Origin of the sequence: Streptomyces shaanxiensis, assembly GCF_039537145.1 — a bacterium.
GTDB lineage: Bacteria > Actinomycetota > Actinomycetes > Streptomycetales > Streptomycetaceae > Streptomyces > Streptomyces shaanxiensis.
This window is the reverse complement of sequence record NZ_BAAAZY010000006.1, coordinates 263,431-282,353: the sequence shown is the minus strand read 5'-3', so window position 1 is coordinate 282,353 and position 18,923 is coordinate 263,431. Positions and strand designations below refer to the sequence as shown.

Here is an 18,923-nt window from a genome sequence, read left to right as displayed (position 1 = left end):
GAGTGCTGTGTGACTCTCTGGAAGGCCGTGGCACACTGCTCGCAACAGCATGTCGAACGGCGCCAGTTGGGATCGTCGAAGATCCACCGCGATCTTCGAAAAGGTCTTCGAATGGCGCCGTCCGCCTGTCAGGATCGAGCCGATCTGCCGGTACTGGGCAGGAACAAGTAGTAGCGAGCGGGAACAACAGGAACCGCAGGAACAGGCAGAACCAAGCCGGTCGGGTCGGGATTCATCGTGGAGGTGGAGCGTGAGCGAGCCGCGATCCGCGCCGACGGTCGGTCAGGTCGTCCTCGGTCGGCGCCTGCTGGATCTGAGGGAACGCGCCGGGCTCAAGCGCGAGGAGGCCGCCCGCGTCCTCCGTGTCGCCCCCGCCACTGTCCGCCGTATGGAGATGGCCGAGGTCACGCTCAAGATCCCGTACCTCCAACTGCTCCTGAAGGCCTACGGCATCGCCGACGACGAGGCCGACGCCTTCGTGCAACTGGCCGAGGAGGCCAACAAGCCCGGCTGGTGGCAGCGGTTCCACGACATCCTGCCCGGCTGGTTCTCGATGTACGTCAGCCTGGAGGGCGCCGCCGGCCTCATCCGGTCGTACGAACCCCACTTCGTGCCCGGCCTGTTGCAGACCGAGGACTACGCGCGCGGAGTGCTGAGGTCGGGCGCCATCGGCCAGACCAGCCCCGACGACATCGAGCGCCATGTCGCCCTGCGCATGCAGCGCCAGCGACTGCTCACCCGCGAGGACGCGCCCCGGCTGTGGGTCGTGATGGACGAGACCGTGCTGCGCCGCCCGGTCGGCGGCCCGGAGGTGATGCGTGCCCAGATCGACAGGCTGCTCGAGGCCGCGAAGCTGCCCAACGTGACGCTGCAGGTGGCCCCGTTCGCGAACGGGCCGCACCCCGGCACGTACGGGCCCTTCGTGCTGTTCCGCTTCGCCATGCCCGAACTGCCGGACATGGTCTACAGCGAGTACCTGACCGGCGCCGTCTACCTCGACGCGCGTACCGAGGTGGCGACCCACCTCGAGGTCATGGACCGCATGGCGGCGCAGGCCGCTACGGCACATCGCACGAAGGAGATCCTCCGGGATCTCCGCAAGGAGCTGTGAATGGATCGCATCAAGCCGCGCATACGCGTCTACAACGGCATGCCCGCGCGGGACTTGGGCAGCGAAGGCTGGCACAAGCCGTGGAGCGGCGGCAACGGAGGCAACTGCCTGGAGGCGATGAAGCTCGCCGACGGCCGGATCGCCGTCCGTCAGTCCACCGACCCGGACGGGCCCGCGCTGATCTACACCACGGACGAGATGACCGCGTTCATCGAGGGCGCCAAGGCGGGGGAGGCGGACTTCCTGCTGTCCTGACCTTGTTGTTCAGTCGCTGCCCTTGTTTTTCAATTCCCTTATTTTGGTACTGAGTTGAACGTCTTCTACTGCAGACCCTTATGGAGTTCGTCATGACCGGGCGGAACCGTTTCGTGGAGATCGACACCAGCAAGCCGCATCCCGCGCGGATGTACGACTGGTATCTCGGCGGCAAGGACAACTACCCGGTCGACGAGGCCATGGGGCAGCAGATGCTCGCCCTCGACCCGCGCGTCCCGGTGATGGCGCGGGTCAACCGGGCCTTCATGCACCGTGCCACCGGCTGGCTCGCCCGGCACGGCGTACGGCAGTTCCTGGACATCGGCACCGGCATCCCGACCGAGCCGAACCTCCACCAGGTCGCCCAGCGGATCGCGCCGGACGCGCGCGTGGTCTACTGCGACAACGACCCCATCGTGCTCGCGCACGCGGCGGCCCTGCTGCGCGGCACCGACGAGGGGGTCACGGAGTATCTCCAGGCCGACGTCCGCGACCCCGACGCCATCGTCGAAGGCGCCAAGCAGGTCCTGGACTTCGGCAAGCCGGTGGCCCTCTCCCTCGTCGCGCTGCTGCACTTCGTCTCCGACGAGGACGGCGCGCACGAACTGGTCAGCCGACTGCTGTCCGAACTCCCCTCCGGCAGCTACCTGGTGATGAGCCACGCGAGCGCCGACTTCACTCCGGAGGAGTCCGAGGCGGCGACCGAGAAGCTCAAGGCGGCCGGCGTCACGCTGGCCCTGCGTTCCCGCGAGGAGTTCACCCGCTTCTTCGACGGCCTCGAACTCGTCGAGCCCGGCGTGGCAGTGCCCCACCACTGGCACCCCGAGCTGGGGGAGCCGGTACCCGGGCAGGACGACGGGGTCATTCCCGGGTACGGGGCGGTGGGGCGCAAGCCGTAGCCGTACGGCGTCGGCGTCGGCGTCAAAGGCCTCGCGAGTGCCTTACCGGTACGGCATCAAGTGCCTTACAGGTACGACATCATGCGCCGCGGAGCGTCCACCAGGCGGCTGAGGAAGACCACCGGCAGCGGGGGCTGCTCCGCCTTGGCCGGGCTGAGGTTCAGCCCGTAGTAGATCTGCTCGATCGACGGCGGTCCGACCGCGAGGTTGCGCCGTACCGCCTGCGACGGCGACTCCTCACCGGTCTCCACGAGGTACGCCGCGACCATCGCGCCCGTACGGCCGACACCCGCGCCGCAGTGCACGAACACCGGGCCGGACGCCGAGGCGACGGTGTCGAGGAAGCGCTGCACCTGGTTGGGCGACGGCGTCTGCCCGTCGCGGATCGGCAGGCGTACGGCCTTCAGCCCGGCCTCGCCCGGCTCGGCGAGCTGTGCCGCGCTCATGCGTTCGGCGCGCAGGTCGACGACGGTGGTGATGCCCATGCTCGCCAGCGCCCGGTAACCGGCGGGGGAGGGGGCGGAGCCGCGCCACAGCCGGCCGTCGGTGTCCACGGGCTGGAAGTGGTTCACGCCCTGGACGGTGCGGGTGCCGACGGGTGCCGGGGTCCCTTCGCGGGCCAGGTACGACAGGCCGAGAATGCTGCCCGCGCCGGCTGCCCACAGGACGAGGTAGCCGATGAGGAGCCCGATGAGGAGTCGCATGGCGCGCCGGGACAGCGGGCGCTTGCGGAGGGTAGGGCGGGGCAGGGTAGCGGTGAGAACAGCCATGGGCGACCCGGGGGACTAGGGGACGAGGGCGCGAATGGCAAGCGTAGCCCGGGTCTGTGATCAACTGGGCGTTAAGTCCGTTTTTGTGTAATACATCTCACTTGTCATGTTCGGTCGTAGTGCAGGCCGGGCAGGCCCTGGCAGGCTGGTCGGTCGCGGCCACTCGGGGGCGGCCGCTCGGTCACCATCGCTCGGCGACGGTCACTCCTCGCTCGGCTCCGCGTCGCCGACGGCGACCACCGTGAGGTGGGCGCGCTCCACGGTCGCGTCCTCCAGGCAGCCGCGCAGTCGCATCAGGTCGTGCTCGCTGAGCGCGGGCCGTACGACCCCGGCGAACATGTCGTCCCCCAGGTCGCCCAGGGTGGCGTGGCACAGCGGTACGGCCGTGGAGTCCCGGCAGCTCTCCCAGATCTGCTGCGCGGCCAGGGCCTTCCGGGCCGATGTCATGTCCGGGCCCCGCAGATCGACCTGGACGACGACCGAGGTCGCCTCGTTGTCGTTGGACTCGTCGGCCCTGGTCTGGGTGAGGTTGGCGAGCCCCACGATCAGCGCGGCGAGCAGCGCGGCGGCAAGGACGCCGACGGTGGTCACGCGTGCGGTACGGCCCCGGGAGGACCCGGCGCCCAGCGGCGGCAGGTCGTCCAGGTCGCCGGATGCCCCCGGATCAGGCGCGGCGAGGACCGCCAGCCGCCCGGCCAGTCGCCGCTCGGCGGGTCTGGCCGTGGCCGCCGCGACCTTCTGCACCACCCAGGCCAGCCCGGTCAGCACCACGCCGGCGACCATGAGGACCGGCACGAAGACGTACGTCCGGTCCGCCGGGTCGTCCAGCCACCGGAACCGCTTCTCCTCGCGCGCCGCGGCCGGCTCCCGCAGCCGCGTCAGTACGTCCTCCTGGCGGGCGTCCAGCTCCCGCTGCCGCCGGTCGGTGTCGCGCAGCCGCTCCTCGATCCGGTTCAGCCGCCCCAGCGTCACCAGGCCGAACAGCATCACCTCGACCACCAGCAGCAACACCCCGCAGATCATGGCCCGCTGCCACTGCCAGCGGTACAGATAGACGATGAGATAGGTGCCCGCGCCGGCGGCGGCCAGCGCTCCGAAGACGTACGCGATCCTTCTCATGGCGCGTCCCCCTGTCGTACGTCACCCGCCGTCCCGTCGACGGTGAGCCGGGAGCCGGGCGGGAAACGGCGTACGGCGTCGGTGGCGCCGACGACCGCCGGGAGCCCGAACTCCCTTGCCAGGACGGCCAGATGGGACAACGGGCTGCCGGTCTGGGCGACCAGACCGGTGAGGTCCGGCAGCAGCGGGGCGAGCGCGGGGTCCAGGGTGCGCACGACCAGTACGGCATCCGTCGGCCGGGGGCCCGTCCCGTCCCACACGGTCCCGACGACCCGCCCCGCGGACACGCCCCGCACGCCGTCGCCCCGGCCGGCGGTGCGCTCGGCGACGACGACCTGACCGTCCGCGAGCCGGAAGGCGTCCGGCAGCGGCGGCGACTCGGCCTGCGGCACGCGCGCGTGCAGGTCGCCGGGCAGGGCCTCGCCGGCCAGCACGGCGGCCAGCTCCGCCCACCGCAACAGCCCGACGCGTTCCACGCCGATCCCCAGCCGCCGCGCGACGTCCCGCACGAGCCGGACCTGGAGTTCCTGCACCCACCGGATGCGTAGGCGGAGGGATTCGCGGGGTGTGAGGAGGGGGGTGCGGGCGGGGGCGGGTGTGTGGGGGTGCGCGGCCGGTTTGGTCAGCGGGTGGGGGAGGGGGGCGGCTTCAGCGCGGGAAGTGGGGGAAGTGCGGGAAGTGAGGGGAGCGGCCTGAGTGGTCCCGGTGAACGGGGCTGCGTAGACGGCGAGGGCCGCGCTGGTGGGGGTGGTCGTGCGGGTGGTGCCGGTCGGGGTGGTCGCGGTGCCGGTTGGGATGGTCGCGGTGCCCGGTGTGGGGAGCCGAGCCGGCTCGAGGGTCGGCAGGCGCGGAGCGGGCGTGCGGCTGCCGTTGCCCGTGGGCGGGGTGTGGGGCGTCGGGGGCGGCGTCGCTTCGGGGCGGGCGGTGCCGTTGGCTTTCCGGACGCGAGTCGGCTCGGGGGCGGTGGTCGCGGCGGCCGCTTGGGTCGCCTGGGGCCGTGGTTCTTGTTGTCCCGGTTCCTCCACTGCTCGGCCGATCGCTGTGGGGCGGGTCGGGTCGGGCGCCGTGGCCGGTGTCGTCGACGCTGCCGCCGTAGCGCCCGGCGGTCGACCCCGTCCCCGCAGGCTCGGGGTGGTGAGGGCCAGGATCACGGGGTCCGTGGCGATCAGCTGGTCGTCGGGTATGCCCTGGGCGCGGGCCTCGGCCAGGGTGGCGAGAGCCGTACCGGCCGCTGTGCGGCTCTTGGGCGGTTCGTCGAGGAGGGCACCCGCGAGAGCCTCCTGGGCGTGCAGCGAGACCAGGGCCCGTCGGGTCCAGCGGAGCTCCGCGGCCAGGGCGGAACCGGAGAGGCCGCTGGGCGACGGGATCTCGGCGAGGCGGCGGTCGACGTCGGCGACGAGATCGGTCGCCAGCCCGGGCAGGGAGGACACGAGGCGCCCCACCCGCCAGGCCGCGACGAGCCGACGCGCCCCCGGCGCCGGGTTGAGCAACGCGAGCCACCGGTGCCGCGGCGGCACCGCGCCGAGGAGACGCAGGTCGGCGGCGGCGCGTCCGGCGACGGTGGTGACCACGGGCACCGACTTCAGCAGCCGACGCGGCGCGGTGCCACCGATGTCGAGCGCGGCCGCGAGCCCACGGGCCATCGGCACCACCCACAGGTCCTCCTCCAGCGGGGCCAGCTGCTCCGGCAGCGTCTCCGCCACCGGGCCCGGCCCGAGCAGCCGCGCACCGCGGCCCGGCCGCGCCGCCATCGCCGTGATCGGGCGGCTCTGGAACAGCCACAGCCGCCCGTCCGCGTCGAACCCGAACTCCACGTCCTGCGGCCCGCCGAAGACCCGCCGGACCTGCCGCGCGAGCCGCGCCAGGCGGAACAGCTCGGCGCGCGTGAGCAACGTGCTGCTCTCCGCGGATGCGGGATGTGGATTCTCCGAGGGGGCTTTCGAGGGGACGGCGTGCGGGTTCGTCGAGGACACGGCTTGCGGATCCCTGGAAGGCCTCCTCCGCGGGCCCTCCGAAGACTCCGTGGACGACGCCGGCCACGGCTCGTCCGAAGGCGCGGCGCGGTGGTCCCCCGGAGCTTCGGTCCGTCGTCGTCCCTCCGCTGCCTCCGACCTTCGATTCCCCCGATTCCCCGGACTCCTCGGATCCCCTGGACCCTCCGGATTCCCCGGAATCCCCAGATCCCCCGAAGTCTCCGTCCGCAGCAGTCGTCCGTGTCCGCTCAGCCAGTAGTCGGTACCGGCATGCGCCCCGCTGACCAGACTGTCCGGTCCGCCGCGCACCGCGCTGACCAGCAGCCGGTCGGCCCGCCCCTCGACCGGGTCGGCGCCGAACATCACCCCGCCGACCCGTGCGGTGAGCATGGGCTGCACCAGCACCGCCATCTGTGCCGTGGACCCGTTGGCCCGGTGCGCCGAGTCGAGCACGGTCTGTACGGCCGTACGAAAGGCCTGCCAGCCGCGTACGTCGAGCACCGAGGCGAACTGGCCCGCCAGGGAGGATTCCTCGGTGTCCTCCTGTGGCGAGGAGGACCGTACGACGAGCGGGTGGGCGCCGCCGTCGGAGAGCTCTTCCCAGGCGCGCCGCAGAGCGACCATGTCGCCGCCCGCGCGGTGCGGGATCACGAACCCGGGCAGCACGGGCAGTCCGGCGCGGGCCGCGCGGGCGAGGTTCGCGGCCTTGGACCCCGTCAGCTGTGGGAGTGCCGCGCCGGGCCGGTCCAGCGGGACGATGGCCGGGCCGTACTCCTCGACGGCCTGGCCGGGGGCGATGTCACCCCGGTGCACTTCCCTGTCGCGGGCACCTTCTCCATGACATTCGTCGATCGTCGTCATCGAACACCCTCCAGGACCGACCGCCAACAGGGGGGACGCGCGGGGGTGGCCCTGCGCCTGACGACGGAACGAAGGATGGGGGCGAGCCGCTACCGGCCCGGTCCGGGTGCGACGACAGCACGCCTCCTGCTCCGATGATCCCACTCCTGTTCAGCTGCATGTAGCCCAGAAGTCACTTTTCGGACAGATGTCGGACAGATGGGAGAACAAATCAGAATGCGGCAGTATGCCGGGACGGGCCGACTCGTTCGGCGCCCGGTCCTCAGCCGCCGTCCGGTCCCCGCTCCTCACCGGGCGGCAGCACCCCGCACAGCGCCTCCAGTGCCGCCCCGTACGCATGCTCCGAGGGGGTGGCGCAGCCGACGACGAGGCCGTCGCGGACCGGCATGTCCGACTCCGTGGCCTCCGGGTGGCGGAACTCGGCGAGGCCGTCCAGGGCGATGCCCTGCCAGGTCGCCGCTTTGACGGTGGACCGCTCGGTGCCGGGCGGCAGTCGCAGCACCGCGTGCAGTCCGGCGGCGACGCCCGTGACCTCGATGTGCGGAGCCTGCTCGGCGAGGGCGGTGACGAGGCGGTCGCGGCGGCTCCGGTACCGCTGCCGCATGCGCCGTACGTGACGGTCGTACGCCCCGGAGACGATGAAGTCGGCGAGGCTCAGCTGGTCGAGAACGCTCGCCCAGGCCTCGCGCTCGCCCTTGGCCGCGAGCACGGCGTCGACGTACCGCTCCGGCAGCACCATCCACCCGAGCCGCACCGCAGGCGACAGGCTCTTGCTGACCGAGCCGATGAAGATCACCCGCTCGGGATCGAGGCCCTGGACGGCGCCGACGGGCTTGCGGTCGTAACGGAACTCACCGTCGTAGTCGTCCTCCAGGATCACGCCCCCACGCGCGCGTGCCCAGTCGATCACGGCGGCGCGGCGCTCGGGGTGCAGCGGGCCGCCGGTCGGGAACTGGTGCGCGGGAGTGAGCAGCACGGCCCGCTCGCGTGCCAGCCGGTCGACGCGTGCGCCGTCCTCGTCGAGGGGGAGCGGTACGGTCCGTACGCCCGCGGCGGCGAGGAGTTCCCGGTGGAAGCCGAGCCCGTACGCCTCGACGGCCAGCGGTCCGCGCAGCACGCCACGACTCCCGCCTCTGCCTGCGCCACCGTCCGTGCCCGTGCCCCTGCCTGTGCCCCCGCCCGCGTCCTGGGCGAACAGGAGCCGCAGGGCGTGCGCGAACCCGGAGCAGATCACGATGCGACCCGGCTCGGTGCGTACGCCACGCGCGCGTGCCAGGTACTCGGTGAGTGCCTCCCGCAGTTCGACGCGTCCGGCGGGATCTCCGGGCCCGAAGACCTCGTTCGGCGCCTGCTGGAGGGCCCGCCGGTAGGAGGCCAGCCAGGCCGCGCGCGGGAACGCCGACGCGTCCGGAGTGCCCTGCCGCAGGTCGTGCCGAGGTCCACGCGCGCGTGGAGGTGTCCGGGGGGACTTACGGGCCACCCGCTCGGCGGCCCGCAGAGGCTCGGCGCGCTCGGCCACCCTCGTCCCCGCCCCCTGCCGGGCGGTGAGCCAGCCCTCGGCGACCAGTTCCGCGTACGCGTCGGCCACCGTGTTGCGGGCGACCCCGAGGTCGGCGGCGAGCGAACGGTACGGCGGCAGCCGGGTGCCCGGCGCGAGCCGCCCACCGCGCACGGCGTCGCGCAGGGCACGCGTCAACGCGGCCCGCCGCCCGCCCGGTCCGGACAGCTCCAGATGCAGGTCGGCACCGATCCGCTCCGCGGAATTGACCCACGATTTCGCCATGGAAATGCACCCTACAGCCGGTCTTTCCGACCCATAGGTTGAGGGACATGACGACGCACACGATCAACACCACGACCGCCGGTACCCCTGCCTCCGCTGCCTCCATCGCCGCCGCCGAGGCCGCGAGGACCCGCCTGGACTTCGCGAAGGCCGCCCCCAAGGTCTTCCGCGCCATCATCGGCTTCGACGCCGCCGCCCGGGAGGGCCTCGACCCGACCCTGGTCGAACTGATCCAGATCCGCGCCTCGCACCTCAACCACTGCGCCTACTGCCTCCACATGCACACCAACGACGCCCGCAAGGCCGGCGAGAGCGAGGACCGGCTGCACATGGTCGCCGTCTGGCGCGAGGCCCGCCACTTCTTCACCGAGAAGGAGCAGGCGGCCCTGGCCCTGACGGAGGCGGTGACCCTGGTGTCCGACGGCGGCGTCCCGGACGAGGCCTACGCCCAGGCGGCGGCCCACTTCGACGACGCGGAACTGGCTCACGTCCTCGCCCTGATCATGACGATCAACACGTGGAACAGGGTGGCGTTGGCCACGGGGAAGGTGGCGGGGACGGACGAGCGACGGTAGACGGACGAGGCGGCGGTAGACGGACGAGCGGTCGCGGGGGAGGCGGGAGCTCGTGGCCGAACCCTCCGCAGCCACCGCCGGGGGCTCTCCCGCCGGGGGCTCTCACACGGTCATGGGCCGGTCGTACGGCGAGATCGGCGATGGCAGCCTGGAACTCCCCGTCAGATAACGATCGACGGCCGCCGCCACAGCCCGCCCCTCCGCGATCGCCCACACGATGAGCGACTGTCCCCGGGCGGCATCCCCGGCGGCGAACACCCCAGGCGCGTTCGTCGCGAACCCGGCATCCCGCGCGATCGTGCCGCGAGGCTGCAGTTCCAGCCCCAACTGGTCGATCAGCCCGTCCTCCCGGTCGGGCCCGGAGAAGCCGAGGGCGAGCAGTACGAGGTCGGCCGGCAGCGTCCGCCCGGTGCCCGGCAGCGGGCGGCGCCGGGCGTCCACCTCGGTCAGGTGAAGCGACCGTACGTGCCCGTCGGCGTCACCGGTGAAGCGGAGCGTGGACGCCGCGAACAGCCGCGCGTCCGCGTCCGCCGCCGGCGCCGTCTCCAGATCGCGCGCCTCCTCGTGGGCGGCCGACAGCCGGTAGATCTTCGGGTACGTCGGCCAGGGCTCGGTGTCCTCGTCCCGCTCGGCATCCGGCTGGGCGTAGATGTCCAGCTGGGTCACGGACGCGGCGCCTTCCCGTACGGCCGTGCCCAGACAGTCGGCCCCCGTGTCCCCACCGCCGACGATGACGACATGCTTCCCGGCGGCGGACAGCGGAGACGTCTCCAGATCTCCCTCGCGCACCCGGTTGGCCAGCGGCAGATACTCCATCGCCTGCTCGATACCGCTCAACTCCCGCCCCGGCACCGGCAGTTCACGCCAGGCCGTGGCCCCGGTGGCGATCACCACGGCGTCGTAGCGCGACCGCAGCTCGGCCGCCCCGATGTCCCGCCCGACCGCCGTCGACGTACGGAACTTGGTCCCCTCGGCCGTCATCTGCTCGATCCGCCGCTCAAGATGGTGCTTCTCCATCTTGAACTCGGGGATGCCGTACCGCATCAGGCCGCCGATCCGGTCGTCCTTCTCGTACACGGCGACCGTGTGCCCCGCCCGCGTCAACTGCTGCGCCGCCGCGAGCCCGGTGGGCCCCGACCCGATCACCGCGACCGTCCGCCCGGACAGCCGGTCCGGCGGCTTCGGCGGCGCGAACCCCTCCTCCCAGGCCCGGTCCGCGATGGCGCACTCGACGTTCTTGATGGTGACGGCCGGCTGATTGATCGCGAGCACGCACCCGGCCTCGCAGGGTGCCGGACACAACCGCCCGGTGAACTCGGGGAAGTTGTTGGTCGCGTGCAGCCGATCCGCCGCCGCCCGCCAGTCCTCCCGCGACACCAGGTCGTTCCACTCGGGGATCAGATTGCCCAGCGGGCAGGCGTCGTGGCAGAACGGTATGCCGCAGTCCATGCAACGGTCGGCCTGCTTGCTGATGATCGGCAGCAGCGCCCCGGGGACGTACACCTCGTCCCAGTCCTTGACCCGCTCCTCGACGGGCCGGCGCGGCCAGTCCTGGCGGGGGGTGGTCATGAAACCCTTGGGATCGGCCATGGCCGTCTTCCTCATGTGCGCGCGTGTGCCGTGTCGGAGCCGTCCGTCATCGAGCGACACCCTGCCGACGCTCTTCCGGCACTCTTCCAGCACTCTTCCGGCAACGATACGTCCGACCAGCCACGTGCGCAGGGTGGGGGACAGCGCTTTCTCCGGCCCGCCCCAAGTCGGTGCGGGGTCAGGTGAGGGCCAGGACGTACGCCACCGTCGCGGCGGCCGAGGCGACCATGCGGACGTGGTTCCACGCCGTCCACTCGCGCACGTACGTCGGCCAGTAGTCGGCCGCCTCCGGAGTGCCCGCGTCGAGCTTGAGCAGCGCGTCGTTGCGGGGCACGTTCGCCACCATGGTCACCCCGAACGAGCCGAACAGATACAGCCCGCTGCCCAGCAGCAACTCCACCAGCCCCTCGTCCGGCCAGAGCACGAACGTCACCACGGCGATCACCGCGCACAGCACCGCCGACCCGAGGAACACCAGCATGAAAGCCGGCGCCAACGCCGTCACATTGATCGCCTTCATCGCGGCGACGCCCTGCGCCGGCGGCAGCGCGGCCAGCCCGCGCATCACGAAGGTCGAGAAGGCGCAGAAGACCCCGGCCACCAGACCGGTCCCGACCACACCGATCACGACCAGTACGAAGTACGGCCCATCGATCATGTCAACGTCAACTCCCCGTGTCCCGCCGAGATCCTTCCCGGCCCGGCCCATCTGTCACCTCAAGTGAAATCCTGTACGAGAACGGTCACCATGGCCGAGCGGCGCGAGCACATACGCGAACGTCCAGCAGGCCGATGGACGGGTGCCGCGCCCTGAGGAACGGCGCCGTGGGCGGTCGGCGCGGGTCCGGTGGTGGCCGCAGTGCCTTCCGTGCCCGGCGCGTGCGAGCCCTGTGCGCGCTCTTGCCCAGGCGGTTCCCGTCGGCGTCGGCTGTCGCCGAGGCGCGCGACCGAAACCGAAGGGGATCACCGTCAGCCGGCCTCCGACACCTCGGCCCGCCACCCCCGCAACGTCGTCTCCACCGCCGCCATGATCCGCCGCCGAGCCTCGTGCCGTGCCACCCCGCTCATCAGCAACTGGTCGTACGGCGTGTCCAGATGCCGCACGGACGCCACGACCGCCGACGTCACCGCCCCCTCGGACAGCGCCCGCCCCGCCGCACTCCGCCCCACCCGCCCGCTGCCCCGCGCCGACGCATGCCCGGCGATGTCCCGCGCCCGCTCCACCGGACACCCCGGGAACAGCCGCCGTATCTCCGCCGCGAAAGCCTCCGCGAACCGCACGTCCTCCCGCGCCCGCCGCCGGGCGTCCCGCATCCGGCGCCGCCGTCGAGCCTCGTCGTCCGCCAGACACCGCTGCTCGGCCCGGGCGAGTCCCGCCTCCTCGACGAGCACGCCCTGCCGCTCGTAACGGCCTCCGCGCCGGTTGAACCGCACGACCACCGCCGACAGCGCACTCTCCTCCCTCGACCGACGCGTCAACGCCGTGTCGCCGCGCGGCAGGAACACCAGATGCCCGAGATCCGCACAGTCGAGACAACGCGGCGCCCCGTCCTCCAGCACGAGCATCTGCAACGGCCCCCCATGACACTCCGCACAGTGCCGCCGCTTGAGGGGCTGAATCACCAGAAGGCCGGTGCGGTGTGGGGGAGTTGCGAGGGGCGCCATACCGGGTTCATTCCCCTCCGGGCGGGTCCGGGGAACTACCCGACAGTCGTCCGACGCGCCGCGCTCAGCATCGCGACCACACCGCAGTACCGTCCCCCGACTGCGTAGCACCCCGCACTGCGCACCCCGCACCCCACGCCACCCCGTCCGCCTCCCTGTCGCATCATGGGCCCTGTGCGACTCGAAGCGATCACCTGGGACCGGCTCGGCGACCTGTTGGCCGAGCGGCTGCTCGACCTGAAGCCGGCCGACGGCAGCCCCTGGCCGCGCGTCGCCTTCGACGGTGCCCCGGCGGCCCGCCCGGGAGACCTCGCCGAGCGGGTGGGCGAGGCGCTGCGCATACGCGGTCGCCGCTCGCTCGCCGTCAGCGCGGAGGGCTTCCTGCGCCCCGCCTCGGTCCGGCTGGAGTACGGCCACCAGGACGTGGATGCCTATTACGACAGCTGGTTCGACACCGGCGCCCTGTGGCGCGAGGTCTTCGGCCCTCTCGAACCCGGGGGCGACGGCCGCGTCCTGCCCGACCTGTGGGACCCGCTCACCGACCGAGCCACCCGCAGCCCCTACGTCCAACTCCCGCCCGGCGGCGTCCTGTTGCTGCACGGCCCCCTCCTGCTGCGCCACTGGTTTCCCTTCGACCTGACCGTCCACGTTCTCCTCTCACCCGGCGCCCTGCGTCGTCGTACTCCCGAGGCCGATCACTGGACCCTCCCCGCCTTCGAGCGCTACGACCACGAAACCGACCCGGCCGGCACCGCGGATGTCCTGGTGCGCGCCGACGACCCGCGACACCCGGCGTGGAACGGCTGAGCAGGATCTGGCAATCCGCTTTTGCATGCACGTGCATTTAATTACCCTGCTGCCATGACGAACTCCACGAGTGATCCGATCTCCTCCGGCGACTCCCCCTTCGACGACTCCCTCCGCTCCCTGCTCGACGGCAAGAACTTCGCGAGCGTGGCCACCCTCGGCCCCGACGGCGCCCCGCAGAACTCGGTGGTCTGGTTCAAGCGCGAGGGCGACACCGTGCTCTTCTCCTCCGTCGACACCCGCCAGAAGGTGCGCAACCTCCGCCGCGACCCCCGCATCAGCCTCTCGGTCTACGACCTCGCCAACCCCTACACCTCAATCGAGATCCGCGGCACCGCCGAGATCGTCCCGGACGAGGCCAAGCGGCTCCCGTTCGAGCTCTCGCACAAGTACCTCGGCATCGACCCGCCCGCCGAGAAGGACGACGAGACCCGAGTGATCATCCGTGTCGTCCCGCGGAAGATCGTCCGTTTCTCGGCCTGATCACCGTCTGCCAGCCGGTGGCCGTGACCGTTCGGCTCCGGGTGCATGCAGCGGACGGCGCGGCGAGAATGAAGGGCGCCGGGACTAGCGGTGCGTCCGGCGCCGCGCCGGCCGTCCGGCATCGGGAGGTACTCCAATGACCACTGCCGGAGACATCATGCACCGCGGCGCCCAGTGGATCCCCGCCCACGAGACCCTGGACCGCGCCGCCCAGCTCATGCGCGAGCTGGGCGTCGGAGCTCTGCCCATCAGCGACGAGAACGAACGGCTCTGCGGCATCCTGACCGACCGTGACATCGTCATCGGCTGCGTGGCCGTGGGTCATGACCCGAGCAAGGTCACCGCAGGTGAGATGGCCCAGGGCACCCCGCGCTGGATCGACGCGAACGCCGACATCAGTGACGTGCTCCGGGAGATGAAGGAGCACCAGATCCGCCGGCTTCCCGTCATCGACGACAAGCGCCTGGTCGGCATGATCAGCGAGGCCGATCTGGCCCGGCATCTGTCGGAGGGTCAGATCGCCCACTGGGCCGAGAGCGTCTACGCCACGTCCGGGGCGCAGAAGAGGCGCTGACCCGGCGAACGCTCCACCTTCACCTCCTGTGTCGTCCCCGTCCGGCCGGCCGTGCCGGGCGGGGACGCACCGGAGTCGGCCGGAGAACCGTCAGAGCCACCCGTTGCGCCGGAAGCCGCGGTACAGGACCACGCACGCGACGGATATCACGGCTATGACCAGCGGGTAGCCGAACGTCCAGCGCAACTCCGGCATGTAGTCGAAGTTCATTCCGTACACCCCGCACACCATCGTGGGCACGGCGATGATCGCGGCCCAGGCCGTGATCTTCCGCATGTCCTCGTTCTGCGCGACGGTGACCTGCGCCAGGTGCGCCTGCAGGATCGAGTTCAGCAGTTCGTCGAAGGCGAAGATCTGTTCCTTGGCCCGCAGCAGATGGTCGGACACGTCGCGGAAGTAGGCCTGTATCTCCGGCTCCACCACCCGGATCGGCAGCGTGGCCAGGTTCTCGAGCGGGCGGCCCAGCGGAACCACGGCCCGCTTCAGCTCCAGGAGTTCCCGCTTGAGCTGGTAGATCCGCCCCGGGTCGGCTCGCGCGCCGTTCTCCGCGAACACATCCGTCTCCACCTCGTCGATGTCCTCCTGCACCGAGTCGGTGACGCTCAGATAGTCGTCGACCACGTGGTCCGCGATCGCGTGCAGCACCGCCGCCGGCCCCTTGGCGAGCTGCTCGGGGTTCGACTCCAGTTCCTCGCGCAGCGGGCCCAGTGAGCCGTGCCGCCCGTGCCGCACCGTGATCACGAAGTCCTGGCCGACGAACACCATGATCTCGCCGGTGTTCACGACCTCGCTCGTCGCCGTGAGCTGCTCGTGCTCGACGTAGCAGACCGTCTTGAACACGGCGAACAGCGTCTCGTCGTAGCGCTCCAGCTTCGGGCGCTGATGTGCCTCCACCGCGTCCTCGACCGCCAGTGGATGCAGGGCGAACAGCTCGGCGATGCCCGCGAACTCCTGGTCCGTGGGTTCATGGAGGCCCAGCCAGACGAATCCGGCCCCGCGTTTGCGCACTCGCTGCACGACGTCCACCAGGTCGCCGTTCTCCTGGACCCGCACGCCGTCCCGGTACGTCACGCAGTTCACCACGGAGGAGCCCAGCGGGGACCTGGCGGGGTGGCTGAGGTCGACACGCGGGCGCCGTCGAGCCAGCCGTGCCACCTTGCGGAGGCTGCCGACCTTGTCGAGGCCCGTGACCTTCCGCAGATTCCCTGCCATGGACATCTGGATCTCCTTGCGTGGATCCTCGCGCCGCACTTCTGCGCCCTGGCTGGCCAGTTTGCCAGTTGGGGGTGAGCTGCGGGTAAGCCTGTGGGAATAGCGGATTCCGCTTTGTTCCCGGTTGTGGATGAAGGGATTCTGTCCAGGTCTCCGTACGGAATGGGTCCGTTGGGTGCGAAGCGTCGTGCGATGCGCGGTGCGGAGGGTGGTGCGCATGGCCGGAAGCGGGGTGGGGCGGGTGGAATTCGGGCCCGTCCCACCGAGCGTCGACCACTCCCGGCAAACAAGACAAATGGGATGATCTCGGCATGATGCGAACCGACCGGAATCTCCTCCACAACCGGCAGGCCGAGGCGGGCGAGCACTGCGACGCACTGGGCCCTCTCTTCGATCCCACGACGTTCCGGTACCTCGAAGGGTTCGGCATCGGACCCGGCTGGCGCTGCTGGGAGGTGGGCGCCGGCGGCACCTCGGTGGTCTCCTGGCTGGCCAAGAAGGTCGGCCCGACCGGAAAGGTGGTCGCGACCGACCTCGACACCTCACGGCTCGCCCCGGCCGCCCGCCCACCGGTCGAGGTCCGGGTGCACGACGTGGGCGCCGAGGAGCCGCCGGGGGAGGAGTTCGACCTGGTGCACGCCCGGGTCGTCCTCTCTCATGTACCGGACCGTGAATGGGCGTTGCGGTCGATGATCAAGGCCCTGCGCCCGGGCGGCCGGCTCCTGGTCGAGGACGCCGACCCCCTCCTGCAGCCCCAGCTCTGCCCCGACGAGTACGGCCCCGAACAGCAACTGGCCAATCGCCTCCGCGACGGCGTCCACGCCCACCTCGCCGAGCACGGCGCCGACCTCTCCTTCGGCCGCAGACTCCCGCGCCTGCTCCGTGCGGCCGGGCTGCGCCGGGTGGTCGCCGACGTGTACTTCCCGGTCTCCTCGCCCGCCTGTGCCGCCCTGGAGTCCGCCACCGTTCGCGAAATCCGCGACCAGCTCGTCACCGCGGGCATCGCCACCGACCGGGACATCGACCGCCACCTCGCCAACATCACCGCCGGCGGCATGGACCTGGCCGCGACCCCGATGATCTCGGCGTGGGGGCGCAAGGCGTAGACAGCGGACAGCGGACAAGGGGCATGCGAGGGCGTGGGCGGCACGCCGGACCAGCGGACGTCACCCCCGCCGCGGCGGCCTTCCGCCCACCCGCTCCACCGCCAGCGCCCCCGCCCGGCATCCCTCCCGAGCCGCGTCCTGCGGTCCGGCCCCGGAGAGGAGGGCCGCGAGGAAGGCGCCGGTGAAGGAGTCGCCCGCACCCGTCGTGTCCCGAGGCGTCGCCGGCACGGCGGGGACGTGGGCGCTCACGGTGCCCGACCGGGCGACCACAGCGCCGTCCGCGCCCTGCTTCGCCACCACCAGCGGGACATGACGGCTCAGCTTGGCCGCCGCGTCCGCCCCATCGGGCAGCCCTGTGAGCAGGCACGCCTCGTCGCGGCTCGGCAGCAGGACATCCACGCCCTCCACCAGAGCCAGGAAACGGTCCACGCCGAGCTCCACGAGGAACCCCGCCGACGCCGGATCCAGGCTCACCGGCACGCCACGCGCGCGTGCCGACTCCAGAGCCACCGCCACGAGCGCCCGGCCCTGCTCGGAGAACAGCAGGTAGCCCGAGAGATGCAGCCGGGCGACACCGTCCAGCATCGCGTCCGACCAGTCGCCGGGCTCGAGCCGCAACGACGCGCCGCTGTCGGTGAGGAAGGTGCGCTCGGCGGCCGCGCCGGTGTCGACCAGGCAGATCACCGTCCCGGTCGGCGCCTGCGGGTCCACGACCAGACAGGGCTGTACTCCGCCGGCGGTCAGCTCACGCTCGTGCCATGCGGCCGTGTCCACGCCGACCCGCCCCAGCAACCGCACATCCGCACAGCCCCAATACGCGGCCCAGCAGGCCACGTTGGCGCCCGCGCCGCCAGGCACCGTCCGGACGGCCGCGGCCGTGTCCGTACCCGAGGCGAGCGGCCCCCGGTGCCGGGCGATGACGTCCGTCACCACGTCGCCGACGACAAGAAGCGCACCGTCGCCGACGCGGCTGACGGCCCGTCCGCTCCCCGAACCGTCAGGCGCTGTGCCGCCGTTGCCCGGATGGTGCACGGCTGCCCCGTTCCCCGGATGGTGCACGGCGGCCCCGTTGCCCGGATGGTGCACGGCGGCCCCATTCCCCGGCTTGTCCACGGCTGCCCCGTTCCCCGGTCCGCGACCGCCCGCCTCGCGCCCGGTTCCGCGTGCCCCCGTCCCGGTCACCTGCCGCTCACGCCCCGGCCGACGCTGCCGCGATCCGCCCCGCGAGCCGTACGTTGCCGCGCACCGCCGCGAGATTGGCGCTCAGCGAGGCACCGTCCGTGTGCCTCACCAAGTAGTCCAACAGGAACGGAGTGACCGCCTGACCGGTGACGCCCTGCTCCTCGCACGCGTGCAGCGCGTCGGCGAGCACGCGCGCGTGCAGTTCGGGATCCAGCTGCTCCTCCTCCGGCACCGGATTGGCGACGATCAGCGCCGACTCGGGCCCGCCGAGGGCGTCCTGAGCGCGCATCACCTCGGCCACCTCCCGCGGCGATCCAAGCGTCCACTCCACCGGATGCCCCGAGTCGGAGAGGTAGAAGCCGGGGAAGCGCTCCGTGCGGTAACCGGCCACCGCCACACCCAGCGTCTCCAGCCGCTGCAGGGTCGCCGGGACATCCAGGATCGACTTCACGCCGGCACACACCACCGTGATCCTCGTGCGCGCCAGGAGCCCCAGGTCGGCCGACTCGTCCTGTGTCACCGTCCACTCCCGGTGCACACCGCCGAGCCCACCCGTCGCGAAAACCCGTACGCCTGCGAGGGCCGCCAGCAGGGCCGTCGCCGACACCGTGGTCGCCCCGCTCGCCCCGGAGGCCACCGCGAGCGGCAGATCCCGGTGCCCCAGCTTGCGGATCCCGTCCTCGTTCGCGACCCGCTCCAGCTGCTCCTTGTCCAGCCCGACATGGGGTCGGCCGTCCAGCACGGCGATCGTCGCGGGAACGGCGCCTTCCCGCCGTACGACGTCCTCCAGCTCCAGCGCCACCTGCAGATTGCGCGGGCGCGGCAGCCCGTGCGCGATGATCGTGGACTCCAGGGCCACCACGGGTCGACGCGCGTCGATCGCCTCCCGCACCTCTTCGGACACCACCAGCACCACGCGCCTGCCTCCTGTCTGTCGGTCTTCCCTCATTTCTGGCGG

The 18,923-nt window shown here is 71.8% G+C and carries 18 protein-coding genes; 8 read left to right on the top strand and 10 right to left on the bottom strand.

Annotation, left to right across the window (positions count from 1 at the left end; genetic code table 11):
- The first annotated feature begins 250 nt into the window (after positions 1–250).
- The 3 genes from ABD932_RS08045 (at position 251) to ABD932_RS08035 (ending at position 2,265) form a co-directional block, all read left to right on the top strand.
- On the top strand, positions 251–1,111 hold the full coding sequence (locus ABD932_RS08045) for a helix-turn-helix domain-containing protein (RefSeq protein ID WP_345010067.1): 861 nt from the start codon (positions 251–253) through the stop codon (positions 1,109–1,111).
- Positions 1,112–1,366 (top strand): DUF397 domain-containing protein, encoded by a 255-nt coding sequence (locus ABD932_RS08040; protein ID WP_019757219.1) that lies wholly within the window; start codon positions 1,112–1,114, stop codon positions 1,364–1,366.
- Positions 1,367–1,446: 80 nt separating this feature from the next.
- Complete coding sequence (locus tag ABD932_RS08035) at positions 1,447–2,265, top strand: SAM-dependent methyltransferase (protein WP_345010064.1); 819 nt, start codon at positions 1,447–1,449, stop codon at positions 2,263–2,265.
- A gap of 65 nt (positions 2,266–2,330) precedes the next feature.
- On the opposite strand, the gene ABD932_RS08030 is transcribed toward ABD932_RS08035, so the two are convergent.
- The 4 genes from ABD932_RS08030 to pdxR form a co-directional block, all read right to left on the bottom strand.
- The gene (locus ABD932_RS08030) at positions 2,331–2,969 is read right to left on the bottom strand and encodes a protein-tyrosine phosphatase family protein (protein WP_345010063.1); all 639 of its coding nucleotides are present in this window, start codon (positions 2,967–2,969) and stop codon (positions 2,331–2,333) included.
- Positions 2,970–3,236: 267 nt separating this feature from the next.
- Positions 3,237–4,154, bottom strand: coding sequence for a hypothetical protein (locus tag ABD932_RS08025; RefSeq protein WP_345010061.1), 918 nt, complete (start codon positions 4,152–4,154; stop codon positions 3,237–3,239).
- Positions 4,151–6,988, bottom strand: coding sequence for a PEP/pyruvate-binding domain-containing protein (locus tag ABD932_RS08020; protein ID WP_345010059.1), 2,838 nt, complete (start codon positions 6,986–6,988; stop codon positions 4,151–4,153). Before ABD932_RS08020 ends, ABD932_RS08025 begins: the two co-directional genes overlap by 4 nt.
- Positions 6,989–7,250: 262 nt before the next feature.
- Positions 7,251–8,771: a MocR-like pyridoxine biosynthesis transcription factor PdxR gene (gene pdxR, locus ABD932_RS08015; RefSeq protein WP_345010057.1), complete on the bottom strand. Its 1,521-nt coding sequence runs from the start codon at positions 8,769–8,771 to the stop codon at positions 7,251–7,253.
- A gap of 47 nt (positions 8,772–8,818) precedes the next feature.
- Between pdxR and ABD932_RS08010 the strand changes: the two genes are divergently transcribed.
- Complete coding sequence (locus tag ABD932_RS08010) at positions 8,819–9,346, top strand: carboxymuconolactone decarboxylase family protein (protein ID WP_345010055.1); 528 nt, start codon at positions 8,819–8,821, stop codon at positions 9,344–9,346.
- A 102-nt stretch (positions 9,347–9,448) separates the two neighbouring features.
- Here ABD932_RS08010 and ABD932_RS08005 read toward each other — a convergent pair whose 3' ends face one another.
- The 3 genes from ABD932_RS08005 to ABD932_RS07995 all read right to left on the bottom strand — a co-directional run bounded on the left by ABD932_RS08005 (position 9,449) and on the right by ABD932_RS07995 (position 12,601).
- Positions 9,449–10,936 carry a glutamate synthase subunit beta gene (locus tag ABD932_RS08005; RefSeq protein ID WP_345010053.1) on the bottom strand — a complete coding sequence of 496 codons (1,488 nt, stop codon included), beginning with the start codon at positions 10,934–10,936 and terminating at the stop codon, positions 9,449–9,451.
- A 178-nt stretch (positions 10,937–11,114) separates the two neighbouring features.
- Complete coding sequence (locus ABD932_RS08000) at positions 11,115–11,594, bottom strand: anthrone oxygenase family protein (RefSeq protein WP_345010051.1); 480 nt, start codon at positions 11,592–11,594, stop codon at positions 11,115–11,117.
- Between the two features lie 311 nt (positions 11,595–11,905).
- Entirely contained in the window at positions 11,906–12,601 is a 696-nt protein-coding gene (locus ABD932_RS07995; protein ID WP_345010049.1) for a DUF2293 domain-containing protein, read from the bottom strand.
- A 174-nt stretch (positions 12,602–12,775) separates the two neighbouring features.
- Here ABD932_RS07995 and ABD932_RS07990 point away from each other — a divergent pair, with 174 nt between their 5' ends.
- The 3 genes from ABD932_RS07990 to ABD932_RS07980 all read left to right on the top strand — a co-directional run bounded on the left by ABD932_RS07990 (position 12,776) and on the right by ABD932_RS07980 (position 14,465).
- A complete protein-coding gene (locus ABD932_RS07990; RefSeq protein ID WP_425587420.1) occupies positions 12,776–13,408 on the top strand; it encodes a nucleoside/nucleotide kinase family protein in 633 nt (210 codons plus the stop codon).
- A gap of 54 nt (positions 13,409–13,462) precedes the next feature.
- A complete protein-coding gene (locus ABD932_RS07985; protein ID WP_345010045.1) occupies positions 13,463–13,891 on the top strand; it encodes a PPOX class F420-dependent oxidoreductase in 429 nt (142 codons plus the stop codon).
- 136 nt (positions 13,892–14,027) lie between these two features.
- Positions 14,028–14,465 carry a CBS domain-containing protein gene (locus tag ABD932_RS07980; protein ID WP_126391192.1) on the top strand — a complete coding sequence of 146 codons (438 nt, stop codon included), beginning with the start codon at positions 14,028–14,030 and terminating at the stop codon, positions 14,463–14,465.
- 90 nt (positions 14,466–14,555) lie between these two features.
- Here ABD932_RS07980 and corA read toward each other — a convergent pair whose 3' ends face one another.
- A complete protein-coding gene (gene corA / locus ABD932_RS07975) occupies positions 14,556–15,683 on the bottom strand; it encodes a magnesium/cobalt transporter CorA (RefSeq protein WP_345010042.1) in 1,128 nt (375 codons plus the stop codon).
- Between the two features lie 305 nt (positions 15,684–15,988).
- On the opposite strand from corA, the gene ABD932_RS07970 reads away from it, so the two are divergent.
- The gene (locus ABD932_RS07970; protein WP_345010040.1) at positions 15,989–16,783 is read left to right on the top strand and encodes a methyltransferase; all 795 of its coding nucleotides are present in this window, start codon (positions 15,989–15,991) and stop codon (positions 16,781–16,783) included.
- A 60-nt stretch (positions 16,784–16,843) separates the two neighbouring features.
- Here the strand turns inward: ABD932_RS07970 and ABD932_RS07965 are convergent, their stop codons facing one another.
- Together ABD932_RS07965 and ABD932_RS07960 are read right to left on the bottom strand one after the other, a co-directional pair.
- Complete coding sequence (locus tag ABD932_RS07965) at positions 16,844–17,842, bottom strand: carbohydrate kinase family protein (protein WP_425587424.1); 999 nt, start codon at positions 17,840–17,842, stop codon at positions 16,844–16,846.
- A 130-nt stretch (positions 17,843–17,972) separates the two neighbouring features.
- A complete protein-coding gene (locus ABD932_RS07960) occupies positions 17,973–18,881 on the bottom strand; it encodes a pseudouridine-5'-phosphate glycosidase (RefSeq protein WP_345010038.1) in 909 nt (302 codons plus the stop codon).
- Positions 18,882–18,923: the final 42 nt, after the last annotated feature.

Coding starts and splice junctions, on each gene's coding strand:
- ABD932_RS08035 (WP_345010064.1), top strand. CDS start 1,447: ATGGAGTTCGTCATGACCGGGCGGAACCGTTTCGTGGAGATCGACACC.
- ABD932_RS08020 (WP_345010059.1), bottom strand. CDS start 6,988: ATGACGACGATCGACGAATGTCATGGAGAAGGTGCCCGCGACAGGGAA.
- pdxR (WP_345010057.1), bottom strand. CDS start 8,771: ATGGCGAAATCGTGGGTCAATTCCGCGGAGCGGATCGGTGCCGACCTG.
- ABD932_RS07985 (WP_345010045.1), top strand. CDS start 13,463: ATGACGAACTCCACGAGTGATCCGATCTCCTCCGGCGACTCCCCCTTC.
- ABD932_RS07980 (WP_126391192.1), top strand. CDS start 14,028: ATGACCACTGCCGGAGACATCATGCACCGCGGCGCCCAGTGGATCCCC.
- ABD932_RS07970 (WP_345010040.1), top strand. CDS start 15,989: ATGATGCGAACCGACCGGAATCTCCTCCACAACCGGCAGGCCGAGGCG.
- ABD932_RS08005 (WP_345010053.1), bottom strand. CDS start 10,936: ATGGCCGATCCCAAGGGTTTCATGACCACCCCCCGCCAGGACTGGCCG.
- corA (WP_345010042.1), bottom strand. CDS start 15,683: ATGTCCATGGCAGGGAATCTGCGGAAGGTCACGGGCCTCGACAAGGTC.
- ABD932_RS08000 (WP_345010051.1), bottom strand. CDS start 11,594: ATGATCGATGGGCCGTACTTCGTACTGGTCGTGATCGGTGTGGTCGGG.
- ABD932_RS08040 (WP_019757219.1), top strand. CDS start 1,112: ATGGATCGCATCAAGCCGCGCATACGCGTCTACAACGGCATGCCCGCG.
- ABD932_RS08010 (WP_345010055.1), top strand. CDS start 8,819: ATGACGACGCACACGATCAACACCACGACCGCCGGTACCCCTGCCTCC.
- ABD932_RS08030 (WP_345010063.1), bottom strand. CDS start 2,969: ATGCGACTCCTCATCGGGCTCCTCATCGGCTACCTCGTCCTGTGGGCA.
- ABD932_RS07995 (WP_345010049.1), bottom strand. CDS start 12,601: ATGGCGCCCCTCGCAACTCCCCCACACCGCACCGGCCTTCTGGTGATT.
- ABD932_RS08025 (WP_345010061.1), bottom strand. CDS start 4,154: ATGAGAAGGATCGCGTACGTCTTCGGAGCGCTGGCCGCCGCCGGCGCG.